This window comes from Rhodoluna sp., assembly GCF_044239955.1.
Taxonomy (GTDB): domain Bacteria; phylum Actinomycetota; class Actinomycetes; order Actinomycetales; family Microbacteriaceae; genus Rhodoluna.
Genome location: NZ_JBIIAL010000004.1, coordinates 15,024 through 34,606, shown reverse-complemented (window position 1 = coordinate 34,606; position 19,583 = coordinate 15,024). Strand labels below are relative to the sequence as shown.

Genomic DNA, 19,583 nt, shown 5'->3' with positions numbered 1-19,583 from the left:
AACACGCTTCCACGTCAAGGCAAGACGAGCCTTTCGAAAAGTATTCAGAAACCATCAAATTTTATGACCGCACATTCCCTGGGCTCTTGGCTTTCAATGATTATTCTATTGAAAGCTTTGGCCCCAATTGAGTGATTGACTCTTTGTCTACTGTGATGACACCCTTCATTTTGAAGATAGAAGGTTTGATATTTGGGTCTGGGGCCCTGACTTGGACACGAGCATGCAAATGAGGACTGGTAACAGCCAACAAACTAAATGTTTACGAGTGGAATATCACTTGACTCTTTTAGAGATAAAAGTCACGCATTTTTGATGGCAGCTAACTCTGTGTCAACTTTTTCCAGAATCTGCTTCAGTACGTATGGCCCAGACCACATTTGTTCTACTCCTTCTGAAGATAGCCACGCTAATACGGACGATCTCCATTCGTCTAGATTCACTCCGCGCGCTAAGTCGATCGACTCCAATACTGACTCGATGTTTGGTTTGGAGTGAATTACAGCAAACTCAGGAATACCAAACGCTCTCGGGTTTGGTCCGACATATATCGGTAAAGTTCCGGCAAAAAAACAATCAAAAAGTTTCTCTGACATGTAATCCAGACTGTTCTCAACCACGAGTGAGTATTTGTAATTTGCTAAGGTTGCGAGCTTATCTTCCGATGGTCCCTTATAGGACAGTGGACTTTTGAACCAGCCTCGGACTGAACTGAGCTTAACTGGAAAACCGTGTCTGATTGGAATGATGAGTTCCTCTATAACTCGGATAGCCTTTTTGATAAAAGGCATCTGCCAACCCATACCCCACACGTCAATTTCGGAAGATCTCTGAGCTAAGAGCCTTCGTAGTGAATACATTTCCCCGTCTACAAAGCTCATGAGGTTTCGATTTATCATTACTGTCTTGTCGATTCTGACTGGACTATCCGATTGTGAAAGATGCAGAATTTTAAGATTCCAATTCTGAGGCCAATTGACTCTTGAAGAGGATGTGCCAGGCGGTCGCCCAACATCTATTACAAAACTCATTTGACTTAGAAAGTCTGGTCTGTAGTTTTGTGGTCTAACTACTCGGGGTTCCTGACGAATTAGGCCATTAGGGGAAGCGCCTGGGTGGGAATCAATTTTCTCAGCTGGGTCATTATCAAAGTCAATAAAAACAATGGCATCGGGCTTTGAGCCTTCGGGGGCAAGGCGCTCAAGAGACCTTAGGGTTTCTGCGAAACTTTGCTCCCCTGGCTTAGTGGTCGTTCCACTGTTTGGCCCAAGCAGAGAAATTTTCTTCGTCAAATAGCACCCGGCTCTGTTCAGTTATTTTTACGATTGTTAGGGAGTTTGACTTGAATGTAATTATGAACCTGAAAGATTCTGCGTCTCAAGAAATACGGTAGACGGCCAACTAATTGATACAAAATCGAGAGAATTGTTCTTCTCTGTTCTTTAGGGGTCTCTAAAGAGTCCGATTCTGCATTGATGTAATTGGCTGAATTGTCCTGTTCGGTTCTGACAGTCGGGTCCAGCTTTCTTAGAATTCCATTAAGAATTCCAGGAGTATAAGACTGACCTAGTTTCCTAAACATCTCGCTTGTCGCAGCTGTGGTTCCGGGTTCTTCGTATGCCCATGCGTGAGTCATTTGTTCTAAGCACATGGACCAAAGTAGCTGCGCGTAATCTGGGTTCGAAATTCTGCGGTTGATTGCGCTCTCTAATTTAGATGCAAATGTCCCACGATCGACTTTTGCTAATCCTCGGAGGAAATTCACAAATTCATGAGAACCGAAAACCCTTAGAAGACCTAAGGTGGCGGAATAAATCCTGACTGTTTCTCCTTGGGTGTGCGACTCACTGTTTGGGTTTTCTCGATACAAGACAGTTTGCTTTCGAATGAATTCGTGTTTGCCCAGCATCAGTGATCTCAAGGTTTGCTCGGAATCTGAAAAAGCCGCGGTGTGCCAAGGGACATCGTCCCGCTGCGCAAATGAGGTTCGGGTAGAAAGTGCAGGAAATGGAATGACCTGTTCTGCAACTATGGCTAGGAATTGATCGTACTGAGTCTTGTTTTCGATGAACCAGTTTGCCCTTGGCGGGACTGGTTGCTTTTTTCCATCAGCTCTCAAAGATCCGGTGTCCGTGGACATTGAGATTATCTCATCTGAACATTCGTTTATTTCCTGCAAATGAGTGGCTACGTGGTTCGGGAGGTACTTATCATCTTGGTGAACTGTCGTGATCCAAGGTGTCTGAACTAGGTCTAAATTAAGTTGAAATGAGCCTTGTCCTCCTAGGTTTACAGGGTTCTGAACAATTTGAAATCTGTCTTTGAAGATTGGGGAAGCAAGTAAGAGAGCCTCGGTGTAATTCATCTCAAAGTCGGAAGAGCAGTTGTCGACAATAAGGAGGTAGAAAGCCTGATTGGATTGAGTCTCTAGATCTTTGAGTCTTGCCTCGATGTATTTCTTGCCCTCATATAACCCCAGGAAAACAGTGGTCCTAAATTTAGAACCGCCACTGAACTTCCCGAGTGTTTTTCTGCCCCGTCGCAGCCAATCAAGATTATTCGGATGATTTATCAATGGATTCAAGCCTCCGGTCCCTTTCGAATTTATCAGAATTCAAGGGCCTAGTGTCGCCGATGTGGTGCCGATTACAGGACATGTGCCTTCTTTGGCCCAACGAACCAAGACACTAGAGACGGTTGTTGTTGAATAATGGTAATCAGTTACTAAGGGCAGGACACAGAGGAGAATTTGTTGACGAATCAAACCATTGCGGTTGTTATCGCATTTCACAACGGATCTAGGTGGATTGAGCGAGCCCTAGATGGTGTTTTGGGCCAGACAGTAGCGGCAAGTGAGGTAATCGTGGTCGACGATGGCTCAACGCAAGAAGAGGCAAAGTTTCTAGCTTCGTTGAAACAGAAATACGGGTTTAAGATCGTTACCCAAAAAAACGGGGGTCAGTCATCAGCAAGAAACAACGGGGTTTCTTCTGCGCAGTCTGACTATGTCTGCTTTCTTGATCAGGACGATTACTATCTTCCAAAACACAATCAAATACTTCTTGAAAATGCCGATTTTGAAGATCCAAAATTTGGCTTTTCTTATGGTGACCTATGGCGATCGAATGAAGCCGGCCAAATCCTTTCGCACTCCTCTATAAACGTGAAGATTAAACACCCGCACACAAGCCTCAATACTTTGGTTGGCAAAAACATGTTCATCGTTCCTTCGGCCACCCTAATAAGTAGAACCGCTTTCTTAGCAGTTGGTGGTTTCGATCCAGAATTGCGCGGCTTCGAAGACGATGATCTGTTTCTAAGATTCTTCCTGGCTGGATATTCAAACAGGTTTACCTCCGAAGCAGTAACCGTTTGGACAATAAACACTTCAAGTACTTCTTTCACGGAGTCTATGGCTCGAAGCAGATTCATTTACTTCAAGAAGTTGCTGAAGACCTTCCCTGAAGGTTCAGTTGTAGGAACTTATGTTTTCGGGCAACTTATGTATAAGAGGTTCGCCTACCAATTCGCTGGAGATGTAATTGAGTCCGCGTTTAAGGGAGGCGAAAACTACGAAGAGCGTTTGGCTAGGCTCAAGGAGTTCAGGTCGATTGTGCGTTCAAGTAACGAAATCACAGCCCGCGGGAAAAGAAAATACCTTTTTATAACTTTTCCGATAGTTAAGTTCAGTAAGAAAATTCTTAGGATATTCCTCTTGGTCATTCTTCGGTCTGGCCTTTTGTCAGTCCTGGCCCGGCTTCCCTCTAAGGCTCTTCGTGAGTTCGTGGGTAGGTACCTGCCGCGAAAAAAGGATCTCTAAGTCTGGTTCTATGCTTTCGCAGGATTCCAATAACGTCAGTTACTGCTCTTGAGAATCCTGCCGGGCTTAGCGACTTCGGTCTTGTTTGAGCCTCGCGGTGAATTAGCTCAGCCTTCACGCAGACGATGTTGTTGTAGTTATGGTTTGAGCTTCGAATAGAAATATCTACATCGTTAAATCCTGATGGGAAGTTCTCATCGAGTGCACCTATTTCCCAAAATTTACTCTTGGATATAACTGCGCAGGCAAAAGTTACTGCACTAACTCGGAAGCAGTTTTCTGGAACGCACTCGTCCTTAGATTTGCCGCGATTCGGGTGACCAGCAATTCCGGTGTAACCCAGAGCTATCCCCATGTGTTGAATGGATCCATTTGGGTAGCTAAGGACCGCACCCACTAATCCAGCACTAGTTACTGATGCATGCTCGACCATGGAACTTAGCCAGTTACTGGAAATAACTTCAGTGTCGTTGTTGAGAAAGCACAGGTAATCACCCGTGGCTTTTTTGGCAGCAAAGTTGCAGATTGCCGAGTAGTTGAATACTTCAGGGTATTTCAGGATTGAAACCCCTTCAGATTCATATTGGGCTAGGAGATCTATTGTTTCAGGCTCGATAGAAGAGTTGTCAACAATCAGAAGTTCGTAGTTCGAATAATTCGTGTTCTCTCGAATCGAATCTATGCAAGCTCGAAGCAGCTTCGGCTTGTCTCTAGTTGGAACAATGATTGAAACTTTTGGTTCAATGGCGGTGGGGCGGGTGTCGTGGTCGTTATCGAAACTAACCAGATTTGAAAGACCCCAGTTTCTGGTGTCTAACTTGCGAATTACATAACCAAGTACTGAGGAAACTAACAAGTCACACCTCCCTATCGCTTTAAATTTCCAGTATTTTCAGACCTGGGCTTGGGTTTAATACTTTGGAAGAAGCCCTTTTACACTTGCCTCGGCTAGAGAGTAAGCGTCTGCGTCCTTTGGGCTGGTCAAAAACTCTGACGCGCTCCACTTATCCGCGAATGGAATACCAAGCGCTTCGTCAAAAGGGTTTATTTCGTGCTCGCCAGTTGGGTTGTACGGTTCGTTGCAGAGGTAATTCACAACTGTGTTGTCCTCGAGTGCAAGAAATACATGCCCTAAGCCTTCTTGGATAAGCACTGCTTTCCCGTTTTTTTCTGAGATGACATCAGCATCCCATTTACCAAAAGTTGGGGAGCCAACTCTTATGTCGACCACAACATCCCAAATCGAACCTCTCGGGCAGAACACATACTTGGCTTGCCCCGGAGGAACGTCCGCCCAGTGAATGCCACGAACAACGCCCGCTTTAGAAACAGATTGGTTGACTTGCTTTACCTGAAAATCAAATCCCAGAGTTTCCGATATTGAGGACAATTTGAATACCTCATGGAACGAGCCACGGTCATCGTCAAATTTTTTAGGGGTGAAAACCCAGGAGCCTTGGATGCTAAGCGGCGTGAAGCTCATTTATCCCTCTGCTAGTTTGATTATCCTAAGACTACCGAACGAAAGGATTTCCATGCGATTTGCTGTGATTGGAAATCGTGGAATGTTCGGTTCAGAGATGATGCTTGTTCTGGCTGATCGGGGCCATCAGGTTTTGGGCTTTAATCGCGAGACGCTAAATCTAGATAATTCAATCGAAATGATTGCTCGGCAGCTAGAAGGTTTTGATGCTGTAGTAAATGCCGTTGCTTACACAGCAGTGGATAAGGCCGAGTCAGAAAGCGAACTTGCAAACCTCGTGAATGGCGATTACGCCGGTAAATTATCGAGCGCTTCGAAAATGGTTGGTGCCATGTTTCTTCACCTGTCTACCGATTACGTATTTGATGGTAACTCGGATGTTCCATACACACCTCATGCAATTCCAAATCCACAAGGCGCCTACGGTCGCTCCAAATTACTTGGTGAAAACCTGATTGAACAATCTGGGTCGAATTACACAATTTTTAGAACTGCCTGGCTCTATGGTGCAAACGGAAGATGCTTTCCAAAAGTTTTGCGGGAGAAAGCTTCGCAGGGTGACCCGCTACGAGTTGTAAATGATCAGTTTGGACAACCAACCTGGACCAAAGACCTTGCCGAGCAAATTCTGAGTTACGCCCAACTAGACAACGCGCCAGCCATTGTCCACTGCGTATCTTCGGGTAAAGCCAGCTGGTTTGATTTTGCAACTGAAGTAGTTGGTGAGTACCCAATCGAGCCAGTTTCTAGTGGCGATTTTGTAACGGCAGCGAAGCGACCGAAATACAGTGTTTTGGACAACTCGAGTAATTTGGTTACACCGATTGGTGATTGGAAAGATCGTTGGCTTGCAGCTAAAGACGATGTCTTAGGACTACTGAAGTAGGTCCATCAGGTACTTGCCATAACCCGACTTGAGAAAACGATTCGCCTCTGCTTTTAGTTGAGCGTCGTTGATGTAACCAAGTCGCCAAGCAATTTCTTCCGGTACAGAAATCTTGGTTCCCTGTCTGTGTTCAATTACTTTTACAAATTCTGCGGCTTCATGGAGAGAATCAATGCTGCCGGTATCTAGCCAGGCGGTTCCACGATCAAGTTTTTCAACCTGTAGTTCACCCTTGTCCAGGTAAGCCTTGTTGAGGTCTGATATTTCAATCTCTCCGCGGGCCGAGGGTTTGAGGTTCTTTGCAATCTCAGAAACTTTGTGATCGTAGAAATATAGGCCTGGAATTACATATTTACTTTTTGGTTTGGCTGGTTTTTCTTCAATTGAAAGTACTTTGCCCGATTCATCAAACTCGATGACTCCATAGTCCTGTGGGTTTTTTACTCGGTGGGCAAATACTGTTGCGCCCGGACGGCTCTTCATGCGGCTAAGCGTTGAACCTAGGCCGCTGCCGTAAAAAATGTTGTCTCCTAGTACTAGAGCGACATTGTCGCCATCAATAAACTTTTCACCTATAACAAATGCATCGGCGAGACCTTTAGGTTCTGGTTGTTCTGCATAGCTTATTTTTATTCCCCACTGCGAACCGTCTTTTAGAAGTCTCTTGAATTGCTCGGCTTCGTGAGGTGTGGTGATCACCAGAATCTCAACAATTCCCGCAAGCATCAGTGTGCTCAACGGATAGTAAATCATCGGCTTGTCGTAAACAGGCATGAGCTGTTTGGAGTTTGCGATGGTAAGAGGGTAGAGCCTGGTACCGGAACCGCCGGCAAGAATTATGCCCTTCATTTTTCCCTTCACCGCTCTAAAGGTTTGAGCGCTCATGATTTTCCCCGAAACATGAATCGCTCTGCTGATAGCCTATTACAGAGTTATGGGAGGCATTTTGAAGGTTGTTGTCACCGGTGGAGCTGGATTCATTGGCTCAAACTTTGTCCGCAGGACGCTCGCAACTCACCCAGATATAAAAATCACAGTTCTTGATTCTCTTACCTATGCTGGCCGTCTTTCAAATCTAGAAGGCCTTGAGGGCAAATACGAGTTTGTTCAGGGAGATATCTGCAACTCCGAGGTCGTGGAGTCCGTGGTGTCAAAGGCAGATTTGGTTGTTCACTTTGCCGCCGAAAGTCATAACGATAATTCATTGAGATCTCCGCGCCCGTTTATTGAGACAAACGTTTTTGGAACTTTCGAACTCATTCAAGCCTGTGTAAAAAACAATGTTCGAATGCACCACGTTTCAACCGATGAGGTCTTTGGGGACTTGGCCCTTGAGGGAACAGACAAGTTCACTAGAGACACTCCTTACAACCCCTCATCTCCATACTCCGCTTCGAAAGCTTCGAGTGATCACTTGGTTAGGGCCTGGGTGCGTTCTTTTGGCCTTAGGGCAACTATCTCTAACTGCAGCAACAACTTTGGTCCATACCAGCACGGAGAGAAATTGATTCCACGCATGATTGGCCTAATTTCATCCGGAGCTAAACCTGAACTCTATGGCAATGGGGCAAATGTTCGGGACTGGATCCATGTGGATGATCACAACGATGGTGTTTGGGCTGTGATTGACAAGGGTGTTATCGGCCAGACCTACCTCCTAGGTGCGGACAACCAACGCTCGAACCTTGAGGTTGTTCAAGCGCTGCTTGAAATCATGGGCAAACCCAAGGACTGGATCGAATTTATTGGTGATCGACCAGGTCACGACTTGAGATATGCGATCGATGCGTCAGCGACAGAGGCTGAAATTGGCTGGAAGCCCAAGCACGGGAATTTTGAGGAAAAGTTAGCCGAGACGGTTGGGTTCTACGCAACAAACTGAAGTGGCTAAAACCAAGAGCTATTAACCGAAGTACTCTTGAACAATTTCTTTAGTGGGACCGACTTTTTTAATTATTCCGTGTTCCAGCCAAACCACCTTGTTACATGTTTGCTCTAACAACTCTTTGTTGTGGCTTGCTATTACAAGTATTTCTGACTGATTCACCAAATCGTTTAGCCTATTGCTCGCTCGCTCTGCAAAAGATCCATCTCCAACAGAAAGCCATTCGTCCATAATGAGGATGTCTGCAGACATTGAGGTCGAAACCGAAAAAGCTAGTCTCAGAAGCATTCCGGAGCTGTAAATGCGAACTGGCAAATTTACGTAATCTCCAAGTTCGGAGAATTCAATGATTTCGTCAATCTTTTGATTGATTTGTTTCTTTGAAAGACCCATGAGCTTTCCACGAAGGAGAATGTTTTCTCTTCCGGTGTTTTCTGGATTAATGCCAAGAGAGATATCCACCAAGGAGGAAATGGTGCCTGATCTCTCAACCATTCCGGTACTTGGCTCGAACACTCCAGTAAAAAGTCTCAATAGGGTGCTCTTTCCGGCACCATTGTGACCGATTATTCCAACCCTGTCACCAGATTTGATTTCAAGATTCAATTCTTTCAAGGCTTCAATACTGAGGTGGCCGCCTCGTTGAGCGGTTAGAGCTCCTCCGGTAGCAGCACTCACAAGAGTATTTGTGAGTGACCTTGCAGATGAGTTATATATGGGGAGTGTGACGGAGGCGTTGTTTAGTCTTATGTGTGCCATGTCTATACCCAATACGCAATTCTTTTTTCGTACTTCTTGAATAACAAAAGTCCAATTGTCCATAGAACTATTCCCATGACCACAACCCATATCCAATTTTCAAGAGACGGGTATTGACTGATAAGTGGCAATCTCATCACCTGCAAAATGTGATACAGCGGGTTTAGGCTCACAATCGACTCAACCAATTCGTTGTCTCCAAGACTTTCTTTGATCCAGATAACTGGTGTTATGTAGAAAGCAACGGTCAAAGCAGCGCTGATAATTTGAGGGAGGTCTCTAAACCTTGTTGCCACAATTCCAAAAATCATTGCCATTCCAGATAAAGCAATCACAGCCAGCAAAACTCCAAGCGGCCATAGCAACAATGCCCAAGTAAATCCTCCGCCAAAGATGAGGATCACAACTGGCATAATCACGATGTTGTGGGCAGAAACAATAATGTTTCGCCAAACAACTCGAACAACATAAACAATCTTTGGCAGCGGCAGCTGCTTGATCATCGCTTCGGCGACTATAAATGCCTGGTTGCCTTCATTAAGAATTCCGGCAATCAAACCCCAAGTAATAAGTCCAGAAGCTAGGTAAGGAAGAAACACTTCTAGTGGAGTGTTAAATATCGTTCCGAAGACTATCCCTATAGCAGAGATGGTTACTGCCATTCCGATAGTTATCCAAAGCTGACCAAAAACACTTCTTCGGTATGACTGCCTAATATCTTGCCAGCCAAGCATCAAGCCAATTCCAAGCGTTTTTCTCACCTGTTTTGACTCTCCTAAAGTTAGAGTTCAGGAACTTTATTGCCCTAAAGCAATAGCAGTTTACTTCTTGGCTACAACTTTTAGCTTGATGGTCGCTACTAGGTCACCGTGTAATCTAACGGTTGCCAAGTACTCACCAACAGAGCGAATCGCATTTGGAATTTCGACCTTACGCTTGTCGATCTGACCAAGGCCAGCTTCGGATACTGCAGCGGCAATGTCGCCAGTCTTCACAGAGCCAAACAGTCTTCCGCCAACGCCAGCCTTAACTGCAAGCTTCACGGAACCCTCTTCAAGTCTTGCCTTTAGGGTCTGTGCTTCTTCGACAGTTGCTAGTTGACGTGCGTCACGAGCTGCGCGGATAGAAGTTACTTGCTTTTCTCCACCCTTGCTCCAGATAACTGCAAATCCTCTAGGCAGTAGGTAGTTACGTGCATAGCCGTTTTTTACTTCAACAACATCTCCAGCGGAGCCAAGGCCAGAAACCTCATTGGTAAGAATGATCTTTGACATGGGGTTTCTCCTTAGCGGCCAGCGCCAGCGTATGGCAATAGTGCCATCTCGCGTGCGTTCTTGATAGCGGTTGCGATTAGGCGCTGCTCTTGAACAGAGACGCCAGTGATTCTGCGAGCGCGGATCTTTCCGCGGTCAGAGATGAACTTTCTCAAGGTTGCAACATCTTTGTAATCGATGATGCCGACTTTCATGAACTTAACTGGAGCTAGTTTGTCTAGCTTCGAGTTTCTAGTTGGTTTACGACGTGGGTCGGTTTTTCCAGCCATTTATTTCTCCTAGTTTCTAATCTTTAAAAAGGTGTGTCGTCAGATGCAGGTGCACCTGGGTTAGCCCAGCCGTCATCGGCCTTGGTAGCTGCCGGGGCAGCTGGGGTGTTTGCCCATGGGTCTGATTGAACCTGAGCGGCTCCACCAGCTGGTCCACCCTCGCGAGCGCGACGGGTAACAGCCGCTGTTGCGTACCGTAGTGATGGACCGATTTCTTCGATGTCGACCTCAAGCGATGCACGAGATTCTCCCTGAGCACTCTGGTAAGCAGAAGGTGCCTTTAGGCGTCCGGAGACTACAACACGGGATCCCTTGGTTAGGCTCTGAGCTACGTTTTCTGCAAGTTCACGCCAAGCGGTGCAACGAACCCAAACGGTTTCGCCGTCTTCCCAGGCGTTGGTAGTGCGGTTCATAACTCTTGGAGTTGAACCAACACGCACGCTGCAAACAGCGATGCCGCCTTGGGTGTAACGAAGTTCTGGGTCGTCAGCTAGGTTGCCAACTACTGTGATGTTTACTTCTCCAGCCATGATTACTCAACCACCGCTTCTACCTCAGGAGCTGATTCCTTCTTGTATGAAGGCTTGCTGTCTGAGCGGGAATCTGAACGAGAGTCTGAACGAGAATCTGATCTTGAATCTGAGTCACCCTTTTTGGCATATGGCTTACGTGCCGGACGCTCTGGTGAGTACTCAATAGGTGTGATGGTGAACTGAACGTCTTCTGCGCGCAAAACCTTGGTGCGCATTACGGCTTCAGAAATGTTTAGCTGACGGTCAAGCTCAATTACAGCTTCAGAAGGTGCTGTCATGTTAATGACGGCGTAGATACCTTCGGTCTGCTTCTTGATTTCGTAAGCCAAGCGGCGTCTTCCCCAAATGGAAAGAGTGTCGATTGTTCCCTTGGCGTCAGTGATGACCTTGAGGAACTTCTGGATTGATGGTTCAACGGTTTTTTCCTCAACTGTTGGGTCGAGAATTACCATTACTTCATACTGATGCATAGCTAACCCACCTCCTTTGGACTAGAGCGGCCATGGACGTTCCATGACAGGAGGGTATGTGGCATCTGTTTTCTTGATTTCGTTTCTTTACTTCAGAGTCGAAATCTAGGCAACTTCAAGAGTCTAGCCCTTAGAGTGCCACTCCAGCAAGGCCTTCTTCGCAGCCTCTGGCCCAAGTGGGCCATTCTCGATCCGAAGCTCCAAAAGGTACTTATAGGCCTTACCGACCTTAGGCCCTGGCTTCAGATTCAGGATTTCCATTATCTCCTCGCCAGTTAGATCAGGCCTCATGGCATTGAGCTCTTCTTGCTCCATGACAACTGCGATTCTCTTTTCTAGATCGTCATAGGCGTGAGAGAGCTGGTCAGCTTTTCGCTTATTTCTTGTAGTTACATCGGAGCGAGTAAGTATGTGCAGCCGAACCAACTGCTCTCCAGCATCGCGAACGTACCTTCTTATGGCTGCATCAGTCCAAGCTTGATCGCTGTAACCAAAAAACCGTAGGTGTAGCTCGACAAGCTTGGAAACCGCTTTTGTAGTCTCGTTATCAAAACGAAGTGCCTTCATTCTTTTTGTCGCAAGCTTGGCTCCCACCACATCGTGGTGGTAGAAGCTAACTGCCCCACCTGGCTCCAGCTTTCTAGTTGCCGGCTTTCCGATGTCGTGAAGCAGGGCGGCAAACCGCAAGACAAAATCGGGCTCTAAGTTGTAATCCTTTTCGTAATCGATTGCTTGCTCGACAACAGTCAGGGTGTGCTGATAGACATCTTTATGGTGATGATGCTCGTCGGTTTCTAGCTTTAAGGCAGGAAGCTCCGGTAGAACTATTTCTGCAAGCCCTGAATCAACTAACACCTCAAGACCCAATCTTGGATTTGCTCCAAGCATTAGTTTTTGTAATTCGACTTGGATTCTCTCGGCCGAGACAATTTCAATTCTTTGGCGCATCGACTGCATGGCCTGGAAAGTTGCGGGTTCAATTTCAAATCCGAGCTGTGATGAGAATCTTGCTCCACGAAGCATTCGCAAAGGATCGTCAACAAAGGAGTCTTCTGGCTTACCTGGGGTTTTGAGAACCTTGTCGTTCAGATCACGCAAGCCTCCAAACGGATCAACAAACTCCCTGGCGGGGAGAGTTAGGGCCATTGAGTTCACGGTGAAGTCACGGCGTTGCAGATCGTGCTTCAAATCTGTTCCGAACTTTACTTCTGGTTTTCTTGAGTCGGCATCGTACTTATCGGTTCGATAAGTTGTAATTTCAATTTGATCATCACCAATTCGGCACCCAATGGTTCCAAATTCTTTTCCAATTTCCCAATGAGTATCTACTTGGCCCTTTATGACTTGAAGAATCTGTTCAGGAGTCGCGTTTGTGGTGAGATCAATATCTGGCGCGACTCGACCAAGAATTGCATCTCTAACCGGGCCTCCGACGAGGGCTAATTCGTAACCTGCGTTGTGAAACATCGCACCGAGCGAATCAAGAAGCGGTGTTTTTGTAACACGCTCCAGATTGCTCATTGCTTCGGATGTTTGCATAGATTCAACCTTGCCACAACGAATAGGTGGTTTCTATCAAGCAAAATAGGAGCATTTAGTGTTGAGGTTAGGCTTAATAGCATGACCCGCGAAAAGCCATCTCCTGTTATCGAAATCTCGGCTGGTGGTTTTGTGGTTTCTAAAACTGACTCGACTCTGGTGGCACTTATGGCGAGGTTTAATCGGGGTGGAAAACTTGAGTGGTGTATCCCAAAGGGGCATTTAGAGCCCAACGAAACCAAAGAGCAGGCAGCACTCAGAGAGGTTTTTGAAGAAACTGGCTTGGGGGCGGAAATTACAGATTATTTGGGGGATGTTAGCTACACCTTTAATCAAAAAGGTAAGGCTGTGTCCAAAACTGTTCATGTGTACTTAATGAATCAAGTGGCCGGTGAGCTAACCATGGAGCACGACCCAAATCATGAGGCAAGTGAACTAGCCTGGGTAAAATTGAGCGAGCTAATAGAAAGGCTCTCTCACGTAAGTGAAAAAAGAATTGCCCAAGTAGCACTGGAACTTATCGAGGCTCGAAGTTGAAGAAAATAACAATTGTCTTAATTGTTGCCATTGCCGCCTCCATGGGGATGGCGGCAATGCCTGCCTTCCCAGCAGAACTAACTGAGACTCCTTCTCCTGGCGTTTCGATTGAGAGCGGATCAGATATCACTTTGGTTGCCAGACAATCAAGTTTTCCGGTGGTCGTGAATAACAGTCTGAACAGTGAAGCCAGGGTGATTGTGCACCTGGTGTCTACTAGTCCAAAACTTTCTGTTGAGGAAAACACCGTTTGGCTCGTTATGCAACCCGGTACTACTGTCAACGCCCAATTTCCAGTTTCTGCAATCGGTAGTGGCGATGTTGTGATGGTTGCCTGGTTAACTACGATTAGCGGAGTCGAGATGGGCCCAAAATTGCAGATCAAACTGACAGTTAATCCTGACATCGAAACTTGGTCAATAATTTTGTTTTTGGGTCTTGTGGCGGTCCTAGTAGTCCTTGGTTTCATTCGCACTAGGCGTAAATCGAAATCTAGCCAGGGAAAATAAATTATGAGTGTCGCTAAATCATCCTTGTTGATGGCCGGTGGAACTATCACCTCAAGAATCCTTGGTTTCTTTAGAACTATTGTTTTGGCATTAACAATTGGTGTTACCACCGACGCAGCCGATGCTTTTGGTGTTGCAAACCAACTACCAAACAACGTCTACGCGATTATCGCAGGTGGTGTTTTATCTGCGGTTTTGGTTCCGCAGATAGTAAAGGCACGATCTCATAAGGACGGTGGGCTTGGGTATATCGACCGGCTGCTGACTTTGGCAATAGTTGTCTTTGCAGCAGTTACCGTGATTGCCACTATTGCTGCACCTTTTTTGATTTCTATTTATACAACCGGTTGGACACCAGCCCAGCTGGCACTTGCCACCGCCTTTGCTTACTGGTGTATTCCACAGCTTTTCTTTTACGGTCTCTATGCGATGCTCGGGGAAGTCTTGAATGCGCGAAGCGCATTTGGTCCCTACATGTGGGCTCCGGTTCTAAATAACGTCGTAGGGCTAATTGGTTTGATTGGCTTCTATGTAATTTTTGGAGCAGACCCAGTTGGGGCCAGATCTGTTGAGAATTGGGGCCCAGACCAAATTGCTCTGCTTGGTGGCTCCACAACCCTAGGGGTTGCATCGCAAGCGCTAATTTTGTTTTTGTCTTGGAAGAGAATCGGAATCAATTTCCAGATGAACTTTTCATGGCGAGGAGTCGGGCTTCGTCCGGCTATGAAGGCAGCCACTTGGACTATTGGAATGGTTTTGGTTTCCCAGATTGGTGGTTTGGTTCAGACCTTCGTAGCCTCTCGCGCAGTAGCAGATAGATCCGAGGATCTGGCCATTGCTTCAATTGCAGCCATGCTGATTGCTTGGTTGCTTTTTATGCTTCCTCACTCCGTGGTAACGGTTTCGATAGCTACGGCTTACTTCACCAAAATGAGCGAGCATGTTCACGATAAAAGAATCGATCTTATGAAGATTGACCTTCGCTCAGCTCTTCGAGTGGTTGTTTTAGTGAATGTGTTTTCTTCAATCGCGCTTATTTTGCTTAGTTACCCAGTTGCCAGGGTGTTTGTCGGTGAGTATCCATCGACAGTTGCCCTAGGTAACGTGTTATTTACAACCATGTTTGGTTTGGTTCCTTTTGGTTTAGTGTTCATGTTTCAAAAAGCATTTTTTGCCCTTGAAGACACCAGAACACCATTTGTTTTCACAACAATTCAAATAGCTATTCACATCGCTGGGTCAATCACTTTGTTTTTCACCATGACATCTGAGTTTCTTGTGATGTCCCTTGCTGGGCTCACCAGCGTAACTGTTTCGATTCAAGCGTTAGTTGCTTACTTGTTCCTGCGATCGCGGGTTGGGCGCATCGGGGCGCCGCCAAAGGGAGAGGGCCTGACCCTGAGAGTTTTAGCTGCTGGTTTAGCGGCCGCGCTGGTTGGCTATGGATTGATAGTGACCCTAGGTGGAACCGGTGAGGGTAGTTTGGCACTTGGTTCGATATTTGGAGCGGTCACGGTTATCTTTGCCACGGGATCAGCAATGCTTCTAACCTATGTTCTGGTTTTAAGGATTCTTGGTGTTCCAGAGATAGTTACTGCCCTTAGGGGAATTCGCGGAATACTGCGTCGCTAAACTTAGTTCTTGTTGAGTGGCGGCTAGTGATGCCTCACTAAGAAAGAAGAAGATGCGCGAAGTAATCATTATTGGATCTGGCCCCGCTGGATATACCGCGGGCATATATGCCGCTAGAGCAGGCCTGAAACCTCTTCTTATCGCTTCCAGCGTTGAAGCCGGTGGTGAGCTAATGAAAACCACCGATGTTGAAAACTTCCCTGGTTTCCCAGATGGCCTAATGGGTCCAGATCTAATGATGAAGTTCCAGGCTCAGGCTGAGCGTTTTGGAACCGAGATCTTGATGCAAGACGTGGTCGAAGTGGATCTTAAAGCAAACCCAAAGATCGTCAAGATTGGCACCGGTGAAACCTTTGAGGCCAAGACGGTTATCTTGGCAACCGGCGCTGCCTACCGCGAACTTGGTTTGCCAAAGGAAAAAGAGTTATCTGGTCACGGTGTGAGTTGGTGTGCAACCTGTGATGGATTCTTCTTTAGGGACAAAACCATTGCAGTTATTGGTGGAGGAGATTCTGCTATGGAAGAAGCTAACTTCCTAACCCGCTTTGCTTCCAAGGTTTATGTTATTCACCGCAGAAACGAGCTCAAGGCATCAAAGATTATGCAGGATAGAGCAAAAGCAAACCCCAAGATTGAGTTCATCTGGAACTCAGGTGTTGAGGAGCTTTTGGGTGAAGGCAAACTAACCGGAGTGAAACTAAAGGACACCGTCACTGGAGCCGAGTCCCAGATGGATCTAGATGGCCTCTTTATTGCTATCGGAAACGACCCAAGAGTCTGGTTAGTTGAGAACCAGCTGGAGCTAACCGAAGAAAAGTTCATCAAGGTGGATGGCCGAAGCTCAAAGACCTCTTTGCCCGGGGTTTTTGCCTGTGGCGATGTGATTGACCCAACTTACCGTCAGGCAATCACTGCAGCAGGGTCTGGTTGTGTCGCAGCCTTAGACGCTGAGCATTTCCTCACAGATAACTCATAGGCCCGCAGTAGATTTAGTACAGATCGATCAATTAGGAGAAATCATGGCACCCAAGAATGTAACCACCGCTTCCTTCCAGGCAGACGTGCTGTCAAACCCGAAGCCCGTAATGGTGGACTTTTGGGCCGAGTGGTGTGGCCCATGTCGAATGGTTTCACCAATTCTTGACGAGATCGCGGCTGAGTACTCAGACAAGATCGAGATCGTAAAAGTCAACGTTGATGAAGAGCCACAGCTAGCCATGCAGTACGGAGTAACTGGCATTCCTCTAATGGGAATCTTCCAGGGTGGCCAGATGGTCAAGCAAATGGTTGGGGCTAAGCCTAAGCAGGCTATCGTTGCTGACCTTGCAGAGTTCCTAGCCTAAAACCAGTTTGGTTTTTAGTTAGCTACTTTTTTTCTTGTAACCAATCTCATCCAAGATTCGGTTCAAATCCGCGACCGTTGCGAAGTCAATAATCAGCTGACCCTTCTTACGACCAAGAGCGATCTTCACCGTGGTGTTGAGTTGGTCGCCCAAGCCTTCTGAAATTTCTTTCAAAAGATCCTGGCGGGTCCCTTGAATTATTTTTGGCTTTTTATTTTCTGGCTTATCAATGCCGACGATTTCTTCTAGGGATCTAACTGAGAGTCCCTCGTTGATTGTTTTGTTTGCGAAGTATTCCATTCTGGATGCATCTGCTGCACCAAGAATTGCTCTAGCGTGACCGGCAGATAAGACACCGGATGCAACCTGTCTTTGCACACTTGCCGGTAGCTTCAGTAACCGCAAAGTGTTAGTGATTTGCGGACGTGACCTTCCAATGCGCTCTGCAAGCTGTTCTTGAGTGATTCCAAAATCTTCCAACAGTTGCGAATAGGCGCTTGCTTCTTCTAGTGGATTTAGATCACTGCGGTGAAGGTTTTCCAATAGAGCATCACGGAGCATGTTCTCGTCTGCTGTTTCACGAATAACAGCGGGGATCTTTGTCAGTCCAGCTTCTTTGGATGCGCGGAGTCTTCGCTCCCCCATGATCAATTCATATTTGCCTTCAGATTTTTCTCTAACGACAATCGGCTGCAAAACACCTAGCTCGCGAATGGAATGAACGAGTTCCGAAAAAGCTTCTGGTTCAAAAACAGATCTTGGTTGCTTTGGGTTAGGAACAATTGCTTGAACGTCTAGGTGACCAAAGCGCGCACCTGGAACTGCCACAAGGTTTGATTCTTTAGTTCCACCGGCCGGAAAAAATATGTCCACTGGACGTTCAGTGGATTTATCTGAAGTTGGAATTAGTGAACCAATGCCTCTTCCGAGACCGCCTTTTTTCTCAGCCACGGTTTGCTCCTCTGTTCGCAATTTCGATTGCAGCTTCCAGATATGCAATTGCACCTGGTGATGTTCGATCGTAAGAAATGACAGTGCGTCCATAGCTTGGTGCTTCTGAAACTCGAACTGATCTTGGAATGATGGTCGACAAAACTTGATTTGGAAAATGAAGTTTTACTTCATCAGCAACTTGCGAAGCAAGTTTTGTTCTCGAGTCATACATCGTCAACAAGATTGTTGAAAGTTCAAGAGAAGGGTTAAGGTGCTTCTTGATCATCTCAATGCTCTTGATGAGTTGGCTAAGTCCTTCGAGTGCGTAGTACTCACACTGAATCGGAATCAAAACTTCTTTAGCCGCGACGAATGCGTTGACTGTTAAAAGTCCAAGGCTTGGTGGGCAGTCAATCAATACAAAATCTGGTGGGGTGGGTGTTGATTGAAGGTAAGTTTCGATTGCTGTGCGCAGGCGTTGCTCACGAGCAACCAGTGACACCAGTTCAATCTCAGCTCCGGCAAGATGGATGGTTGCCGGTACGCAGGTTACTCCTGGGCTTTCAGTGCTTAGCTGGACCACCTGGGCCATAGGCACGTCGTCGATGAGTACTTCGTAGATGCTCTTGATGTCGGCGTGGTGATCGATTCCAAGAGCCGTAGAGGCGTTGCCCTGAGGGTCTAGGTCTACAACCAGAACCTTCAAGCCTTTAGAAGCTAGCGCTGAAGCTAAGTTAACTGTGGTGGTGGTTTTACCAACACCGCCTTTTTGGTTGGAAATAGTTATGATTCTCGTAGTTAAAGGTTTATCCACAACCTTAGACCCAGCTTGCTCTAAACGTTGAGAGTTTTCCACAAGCTCTCGAGCCAGCGGTGTATCAGCTAAGTCGGTCAAATTTGGTGCTAAATCATCGGGATGTTTCACGTGAAACCTCCGAAATCTCTGACTTATCCACAAGCCATCCTGTGGGTTGTGGAGAACTCTCAAGTCGAGCGTTAGGGTAGCCCAAACCCTTGACAACAGTGGCTTTAGTGACTGCTGTAGCTTCTGAAGGCTGTTCTGACATTTATTTCTCCACTGAAGAATCTAGCGTAGTTTTAACTACCGATGTGGGCTCAGCAAGAAACTTTTCGCCACAAATTTGAATCTCGAATGAGACAATCCTGAGCTTCTTTTGAAGCCTCTTTGCAGCCTCGATTTCCTCGCTGGCTTTTGATCCCTTCAAGGCGACCAACGACCCCCCTGGCTTCAAAAGAGGAACACAGAGTCGAAGAAGTTTATCCAAAGCTGCGACCGCTCTGGCGGTCACTACTTCAAACTTCTGATCCGTAACTTCCTCAGCGCGAGCTCTTCTGACCTGGACGTTTTTGAGCCCCAGCTCCTCGATTACTTCGAGCATCCAGTTGGACCTTCGCTCCATGGGCTCAATAAGGACAAAATTGGCCTCTGGCTGAGCTAGGGCCATTGGTATTCCGGGGAGCCCGGCACCTGATCCCACATCCGCCACACTGTCCCCTGGTTTGACCGTTTCAGCCACCACAGCCGAATTGAGGATGTGACGGGACCAAAGCTTGTCTAGTTCCCTTGGGCCAAGAAGGCCTAGGTCGTCGCTGTCGTTGGCGAGCTTCTGCGCAAATGCTCTTGCTTTGTCGATTTGGGAGCTAAAGATTGCCTTGGCTGATTCTGGCTCAGCCTCGAATTGTTTCACGT

23 protein-coding genes are annotated in these 19,583 nt (G+C 46.7%); 8 read left to right on the top strand and 15 right to left on the bottom strand.

From position 1 onward, the window contains the following. Positions 1-302: 302 nt before the first annotated feature. On the bottom strand, positions 303-1,292 hold the full coding sequence (locus AC9UFE_RS02800; RefSeq protein ID WP_509545460.1) for a hypothetical protein: 990 nt from the start codon (positions 1,290-1,292) through the stop codon (positions 303-305). 17 nt (positions 1,293-1,309) lie between these two features. After that, positions 1,310-2,584 carry a glycosyltransferase family 2 protein gene (locus AC9UFE_RS02795; RefSeq protein WP_509545459.1) on the bottom strand — a complete coding sequence of 425 codons (1,275 nt, stop codon included), beginning with the start codon at positions 2,582-2,584 and terminating at the stop codon, positions 1,310-1,312. A 168-nt stretch (positions 2,585-2,752) separates the two neighbouring features. Here AC9UFE_RS02795 and AC9UFE_RS02790 point away from each other — a divergent pair, with 168 nt between their 5' ends. Next, positions 2,753-3,820 (top strand): glycosyltransferase family 2 protein, encoded by a 1,068-nt coding sequence (locus AC9UFE_RS02790; RefSeq protein WP_509545458.1) that lies wholly within the window; start codon positions 2,753-2,755, stop codon positions 3,818-3,820. On the opposite strand, the gene AC9UFE_RS02785 is transcribed toward AC9UFE_RS02790, so the two are convergent. Further along, positions 3,765-4,676: a glycosyltransferase family 2 protein gene (locus AC9UFE_RS02785; protein ID WP_509545457.1), complete on the bottom strand. Its 912-nt coding sequence runs from the start codon at positions 4,674-4,676 to the stop codon at positions 3,765-3,767. The two genes, AC9UFE_RS02790 and AC9UFE_RS02785, sit on opposite strands and share 56 nt — an antisense overlap. A gap of 54 nt (positions 4,677-4,730) precedes the next feature. Beyond that, positions 4,731-5,303, bottom strand: coding sequence for a dTDP-4-dehydrorhamnose 3,5-epimerase family protein (locus AC9UFE_RS02780; protein WP_509545456.1), 573 nt, complete (start codon positions 5,301-5,303; stop codon positions 4,731-4,733). Between the two features lie 52 nt (positions 5,304-5,355). Here AC9UFE_RS02780 and rfbD point away from each other — a divergent pair, with 52 nt between their 5' ends. Further along, on the top strand, positions 5,356-6,189 hold the full coding sequence (rfbD, locus tag AC9UFE_RS02775; protein WP_509545455.1) for a dTDP-4-dehydrorhamnose reductase: 834 nt from the start codon (positions 5,356-5,358) through the stop codon (positions 6,187-6,189). Here rfbD and rfbA read toward each other — a convergent pair. Then, entirely contained in the window at positions 6,178-7,038 is an 861-nt protein-coding gene (gene rfbA / locus AC9UFE_RS02770; RefSeq protein WP_509545511.1) for a glucose-1-phosphate thymidylyltransferase RfbA, read from the bottom strand. The two genes, rfbD and rfbA, sit on opposite strands and share 12 nt — an antisense overlap. Before the next feature lie 85 nt (positions 7,039-7,123). Between rfbA and rfbB the strand changes: the two genes are divergently transcribed. Then, positions 7,124-8,071, top strand: a complete 948-nt coding sequence (rfbB, locus tag AC9UFE_RS02765; protein ID WP_509545454.1) for a dTDP-glucose 4,6-dehydratase — start codon at positions 7,124-7,126, stop codon at positions 8,069-8,071. Positions 8,072-8,092: 21 nt separating this feature from the next. Here the strand turns inward: rfbB and AC9UFE_RS02760 are convergent, their stop codons facing one another. The 7 genes from AC9UFE_RS02760 to AC9UFE_RS02730 all read right to left on the bottom strand — a co-directional run bounded on the left by AC9UFE_RS02760 (position 8,093) and on the right by AC9UFE_RS02730 (position 12,918). Continuing rightward, positions 8,093-8,833, bottom strand: a complete 741-nt coding sequence (locus AC9UFE_RS02760; RefSeq protein ID WP_509545453.1) for an ABC transporter ATP-binding protein — start codon at positions 8,831-8,833, stop codon at positions 8,093-8,095. A 2-nt stretch (positions 8,834-8,835) separates the two neighbouring features. Continuing rightward, on the bottom strand, positions 8,836-9,594 hold the full coding sequence (locus AC9UFE_RS02755; RefSeq protein ID WP_509545452.1) for an ABC transporter permease: 759 nt from the start codon (positions 9,592-9,594) through the stop codon (positions 8,836-8,838). A 60-nt stretch (positions 9,595-9,654) separates the two neighbouring features. Then, the gene (gene rplI / locus AC9UFE_RS02750; protein WP_509545451.1) at positions 9,655-10,107 is read right to left on the bottom strand and encodes a 50S ribosomal protein L9; all 453 of its coding nucleotides are present in this window, start codon (positions 10,105-10,107) and stop codon (positions 9,655-9,657) included. Between the two features lie 11 nt (positions 10,108-10,118). Next, positions 10,119-10,376 carry a 30S ribosomal protein S18 gene (rpsR, locus tag AC9UFE_RS02745; protein WP_506557816.1) on the bottom strand — a complete coding sequence of 86 codons (258 nt, stop codon included), beginning with the start codon at positions 10,374-10,376 and terminating at the stop codon, positions 10,119-10,121. Between the two features lie 23 nt (positions 10,377-10,399). After that, a complete protein-coding gene (gene ssb / locus AC9UFE_RS02740) occupies positions 10,400-10,906 on the bottom strand; it encodes a single-stranded DNA-binding protein (RefSeq protein ID WP_509545450.1) in 507 nt (168 codons plus the stop codon). 2 nt (positions 10,907-10,908) lie between these two features. Then, positions 10,909-11,379 carry a 30S ribosomal protein S6 gene (rpsF, locus tag AC9UFE_RS02735; protein WP_509545449.1) on the bottom strand — a complete coding sequence of 157 codons (471 nt, stop codon included), beginning with the start codon at positions 11,377-11,379 and terminating at the stop codon, positions 10,909-10,911. Positions 11,380-11,502: 123 nt separating this feature from the next. Then, the gene (locus tag AC9UFE_RS02730) at positions 11,503-12,918 is read right to left on the bottom strand and encodes a CCA tRNA nucleotidyltransferase (protein ID WP_509545448.1); all 1,416 of its coding nucleotides are present in this window, start codon (positions 12,916-12,918) and stop codon (positions 11,503-11,505) included. A gap of 81 nt (positions 12,919-12,999) precedes the next feature. Here AC9UFE_RS02730 and AC9UFE_RS02725 point away from each other — a divergent pair, with 81 nt between their 5' ends. The 5 genes from AC9UFE_RS02725 to trxA are packed head-to-tail and all read left to right on the top strand — an operon-like array spanning position 13,000 to position 16,939. Further along, positions 13,000-13,455 carry an NUDIX hydrolase gene (locus AC9UFE_RS02725; RefSeq protein WP_509545447.1) on the top strand — a complete coding sequence of 152 codons (456 nt, stop codon included), beginning with the start codon at positions 13,000-13,002 and terminating at the stop codon, positions 13,453-13,455. Beyond that, positions 13,452-13,964 (top strand): DUF6049 family protein, encoded by a 513-nt coding sequence (locus AC9UFE_RS02720; RefSeq protein ID WP_509545446.1) that lies wholly within the window; start codon positions 13,452-13,454, stop codon positions 13,962-13,964. Before AC9UFE_RS02725 ends, AC9UFE_RS02720 begins: the two co-directional genes overlap by 4 nt. Before the next feature lie 3 nt (positions 13,965-13,967). Next, positions 13,968-15,596: a murein biosynthesis integral membrane protein MurJ gene (murJ, locus tag AC9UFE_RS02715; RefSeq protein WP_509545445.1), complete on the top strand. Its 1,629-nt coding sequence runs from the start codon at positions 13,968-13,970 to the stop codon at positions 15,594-15,596. 52 nt (positions 15,597-15,648) lie between these two features. Beyond that, the gene (trxB, locus tag AC9UFE_RS02710; RefSeq protein ID WP_509545444.1) at positions 15,649-16,572 is read left to right on the top strand and encodes a thioredoxin-disulfide reductase; all 924 of its coding nucleotides are present in this window, start codon (positions 15,649-15,651) and stop codon (positions 16,570-16,572) included. A gap of 40 nt (positions 16,573-16,612) precedes the next feature. Beyond that, on the top strand, positions 16,613-16,939 hold the full coding sequence (gene trxA, locus AC9UFE_RS02705; protein ID WP_509545510.1) for a thioredoxin: 327 nt from the start codon (positions 16,613-16,615) through the stop codon (positions 16,937-16,939). 18 nt (positions 16,940-16,957) lie between these two features. Here trxA and AC9UFE_RS02700 read toward each other — a convergent pair whose 3' ends face one another. The 3 genes from AC9UFE_RS02700 to rsmG all read right to left on the bottom strand — a co-directional run bounded on the left by AC9UFE_RS02700 (position 16,958) and on the right by rsmG (position 19,581). Then, entirely contained in the window at positions 16,958-17,890 is a 933-nt protein-coding gene (locus AC9UFE_RS02700; RefSeq protein WP_509545443.1) for a ParB/RepB/Spo0J family partition protein, read from the bottom strand. Then, positions 17,883-18,797 (bottom strand): ParA family protein, encoded by a 915-nt coding sequence (locus AC9UFE_RS02695; protein ID WP_509545442.1) that lies wholly within the window; start codon positions 18,795-18,797, stop codon positions 17,883-17,885. Before AC9UFE_RS02695 ends, AC9UFE_RS02700 begins: the two co-directional genes overlap by 8 nt. 142 nt (positions 18,798-18,939) lie before the next feature. Then, positions 18,940-19,581, bottom strand: coding sequence for a 16S rRNA (guanine(527)-N(7))-methyltransferase RsmG (gene rsmG, locus AC9UFE_RS02690; protein WP_509545441.1), 642 nt, complete (start codon positions 19,579-19,581; stop codon positions 18,940-18,942). Between the last annotated feature and the right edge of the window lie 2 nt (positions 19,582-19,583).

Bases quoted from the DNA above. Each gene is read 5' to 3' on its own strand.
- AC9UFE_RS02780 (WP_509545456.1), bottom strand. From the start codon at position 5,303: ATGAGCTTCACGCCGCTTAGCATCCAAGGCTCCTGGGTTTTCACCCCT.
- rfbD (WP_509545455.1), top strand. From the start codon at position 5,356: ATGCGATTTGCTGTGATTGGAAATCGTGGAATGTTCGGTTCAGAGATG.
- rfbA (WP_509545511.1), bottom strand. From the start codon at position 7,038: ATGAAGGGCATAATTCTTGCCGGCGGTTCCGGTACCAGGCTCTACCCT.
- rfbB (WP_509545454.1), top strand. From the start codon at position 7,124: ATGGGAGGCATTTTGAAGGTTGTTGTCACCGGTGGAGCTGGATTCATT.
- AC9UFE_RS02760 (WP_509545453.1), bottom strand. From the start codon at position 8,833: ATGGCACACATAAGACTAAACAACGCCTCCGTCACACTCCCCATATAT.
- rplI (WP_509545451.1), bottom strand. From the start codon at position 10,107: ATGTCAAAGATCATTCTTACCAATGAGGTTTCTGGCCTTGGCTCCGCT.
- rpsR (WP_506557816.1), bottom strand. From the start codon at position 10,376: ATGGCTGGAAAAACCGACCCACGTCGTAAACCAACTAGAAACTCGAAG.
- ssb (WP_509545450.1), bottom strand. From the start codon at position 10,906: ATGGCTGGAGAAGTAAACATCACAGTAGTTGGCAACCTAGCTGACGAC.
- rpsF (WP_509545449.1), bottom strand. From the start codon at position 11,379: ATGCATCAGTATGAAGTAATGGTAATTCTCGACCCAACAGTTGAGGAA.
- AC9UFE_RS02730 (WP_509545448.1), bottom strand. From the start codon at position 12,918: ATGCAAACATCCGAAGCAATGAGCAATCTGGAGCGTGTTACAAAAACA.
- AC9UFE_RS02725 (WP_509545447.1), top strand. From the start codon at position 13,000: ATGACCCGCGAAAAGCCATCTCCTGTTATCGAAATCTCGGCTGGTGGT.
- murJ (WP_509545445.1), top strand. From the start codon at position 13,968: ATGAGTGTCGCTAAATCATCCTTGTTGATGGCCGGTGGAACTATCACC.
- trxB (WP_509545444.1), top strand. From the start codon at position 15,649: ATGCGCGAAGTAATCATTATTGGATCTGGCCCCGCTGGATATACCGCG.